Below are 1,880 nucleotides of genomic sequence, written 5' to 3'. Positions count from 1 at the left end.
GATGCCTCCTAACCATCACCGACACACACACCCAAGAAACCACCACCCAACCCTTCACCACCACCGGACGACAAACCTAACCACCCACCGCTCCCGTAACCTGCCGTGTCCGGGATAGTAGCCAGGACACACAGAAGGCCGGCACCAGATCCATTGAACAGGTGCCGGCCTTCCGCTTCCCTCAACAGAGGAAATCTTCCAACCCGGCTCACTCAAAGCCCCCACCAAAACAACCACCCCGCCCCGGGGCTGTGTTCCACCGATCCGCCCAAGAATTCCAGACACACCACCAGGGGGAGACCCAAACAGGTCTCCTCCTCTTCCACCCCAAAAGAACAACCCACCACCCCTGACACGGAGGGTCTTCACGCTTGTTGCTTGGGCCCGGCGCATTCCCCGTCCCGTCATGGGGGCGGGTTTTGTTTGTCTTGGGAGTTTAGGTGCCGGTGTTTGGGTGTTGTGTTGCCTGGTTGTGCAGGTGCCTGTTGTTCTGCGGTGCCGTCTTTTGGTGGTCACCGCCCCCTTGTGCGGAAGGTGTGTTTGATGGTTTTGGGTTTGTGGTCCAGTACAGCCGGTGTCGGTGCCGGGCGAGGCTCCGGGTTGCCGGGGCGCGGTGTTCCGGGGTTACTGCCCCGGTTGTGGGGTGTGGTGTTGGCTGTGGCGGTGACATTGACATTGTTCGTTGTCGTGGATGTCGCGGCCGGGCCGGCCGCGAACGCTACCCCGCCGGTAGTGGTCCCGACGACCCCACCAAGGGTCACTGACCCGAACAACGTCCGCAGGATCGGATTCCCGGCCCTGCCGGGCCAGTCCGTGGGGGATGCCCCGCAGTTCGATGCGGTGGAGGTCTACCCCGGGATCTGGATCGCCAACCACCCTGAGCCTGCTGGAAGGTGGCTCGACTTTGGATCGATGTGGGGCTCGTTTGATGATGAGGTGGTGTGGCAGCGTAATGTTGATCAGATCACCGCTGACCTGGACCGGTTGTGGTCCACCGGATCGGGTAAGACCACCATGAAAGTCGCCGGCACCCTGAAACCCACCAGTGTGGACGACAACCAGTGGATTGACCACAGCGGCCGGGGAGTGCCCGCCGGAACAGCGAACCCGGACATCGGGGTCGTCATCTTCCCCACCCCCGGCGCTGGCCCTCAATCATCCTCCCTCAACGAGATCCCCGCCGGGACGGCCACTTACGTCCGCTACGACCCGCTTGAGGTTGCCAGTCTCCGTAGCATCACTACCGGTAGAGTCACTGCAGCAGATCCGGTGGCGACTCTGGGTCATGAGCTCATCCACTCCGCTGACGCCAAAGCAGCAACTAACCCACCAGAGGTTGCCGCGGGCGAGCCTTTGAAGATCGTAACCCCGTTCAGAGTATTTGAGGGTGGCACGTCGGAGGCGCCTACCGGCCCGGCCAAACGGTACAAGGATCTGCTGGCTGCCGAGGAGATCCTGACTGTTAGCGGGAGACCCGAAATGACATTGTTAGTGAAGCACTTGCAAGCCCATCCGGAGCTCTCACCCATCCCTGTTGAGGATCTCTCGATCACTTCCCATCCGTGGCGGAACCGGGCGGCTGTTCAGGCTTTGAAGGAGGTTAACACCGCGGGCGATGCATCACCGGAGTTGTTGGAGCGGGCGAGGTTGATCTCGGAGTTGGCGATGGTGAATCCGACGGAGGGAAAGATCGGTACGGCCCTGGAAACAGGTGTCCGCACAAGATATTGGGATGCTTTCCATGCCGGGTCTGACGGCAACTTCAATCAGCCCCCGCGTTTTGTGCGTGATCCGGCGGCGGGTGTGTTGACGGCGGAGGATCTGGCGAACCCGTACCAGTCGTCGAAGCTGCGCCCCGTAGCGCCGGTCGCGGTGCCGGT

1 protein-coding gene is annotated in these 1,880 nt (G+C 61.8%); it reads left to right on the top strand.

The genetic code is table 11. The annotated features are described in order from the left end of the window. Positions 1-543: 543 nt before the first annotated feature. Positions 544-1,880 (top strand): hypothetical protein (locus tag ACFUOZ_RS21335; RefSeq protein WP_377552036.1); only part of this gene is annotated, 1,337 nt, incomplete at its 3' end.

The sequence above is a fragment of the Paenarthrobacter sp. NPDC057355 genome (genome assembly GCF_042667405.1).
GTDB lineage: Bacteria > Actinomycetota > Actinomycetes > Actinomycetales > Micrococcaceae > Arthrobacter.
Note: the sequence above shows the minus strand (reverse complement) of the source record. Positions and strands in the feature narration are given on the sequence as shown.